We start from the raw sequence: 988 nt of genomic DNA on the forward strand, positions 1-988 counted from the left end.
TATTGCCCTCTCATTTGCCTACCCGCAAAACCTTTTTTAATGATTTACGAGCCTTAACTCGGTATCTTGTTTTTGATAGTTGGGATCATCTTCTGACTTTTATGATTCTTGGCTTAGACCTAGATCTCCCACCTAACAGTAGTTAAATTTCCATAATGAGAATTGCTGATGAAATACTCTCTTAGCAGCAGTTTTTCCACAGGTATTAACAAATATCCCGTCAAATGATCCCCCAACAATACCTCCAACGAGTGGCACTAATTTCATAAGATTGATCACTCCTTTTTCACCAGCCTTAGTAATTAATCGGAAACCAATCTTTTTATTAATTTCAATCAAAACCTTACCAGGTATCTGTTTGATCAGTTTTTGAGTTAGTTTTGCTCCAATTGCAATTCCTGCGTTTTTGAGAATCCCTTCGCCTGCTTCGCCAATCAGACATAGCAGAATCATTGTTCTTACTTGTTCAGAACGAATATCATATCCACGAAGACATGCAATTGCGGCGGCGGTATTTGCTCCAAGTGCATAGGACGCAGCTAAACCTGCGGGGATGGTAATGGGCATTGCAGCAATACCACCTAGACCAGTAATAAAGCCTGTCCCAGCAGCGTAGGTTGTACTCCAAGCAATAATCGAGTCAATGGCATCATCAATACTAGCTGACTTGTTAAAATGGTCTTCTGCCACCTGCTTTGCAGAAGGCAGAATTCCCATACCATTAATTCCAACATTGGCAATCCATTCAAGAGTTGTTTGTGTCAGATTGCTGTTATCGTAATTTGAAGAATCCTGAGTCATGAATTTTTCAGTGTGTTAGTTTATTTGAGAATACTTTATTTGCACTCCTAAATTTCATTCTTCCCCAAATCACGAACAAGATATAGTTGTTTTAAATAACTTGTAGACGGGCTTCGACTTCGCTCAGCCCTCGGTGTAAGCTAGCTGAGCGAAGTCGAAGCTGTAGTTTTTATTTGAATTATCTATA

Annotated in this window: 1 protein-coding gene and 1 pseudogene; one reads left to right on the forward strand and one right to left on the reverse strand. The window is 39.5% G+C overall.

The window, feature by feature from the left end:
* Positions 1 to 146: pseudogene (locus AC805_RS27390) on the forward strand (ISNCY family transposase); the annotation flags it as partial.
* On the opposite strand, the gene AC805_RS14195 reads toward AC805_RS27390, so the two are convergent.
* Positions 133 to 801: an EcsC family protein gene (locus tag AC805_RS14195; RefSeq protein WP_055076023.1), complete on the reverse strand. Its 669-nt coding sequence runs from the start codon at positions 799 to 801 to the stop codon at positions 133 to 135. The pseudogene AC805_RS27390 and the gene AC805_RS14195 sit on opposite strands and share 14 nt — an antisense overlap.
* Between the last annotated feature and the right edge of the window lie 187 nt (positions 802 to 988).

Source organism: Pseudanabaena sp. 'Roaring Creek', assembly GCF_001402795.1.
GTDB lineage: Bacteria > Cyanobacteriota > Cyanobacteriia > Pseudanabaenales > Pseudanabaenaceae > Pseudanabaena.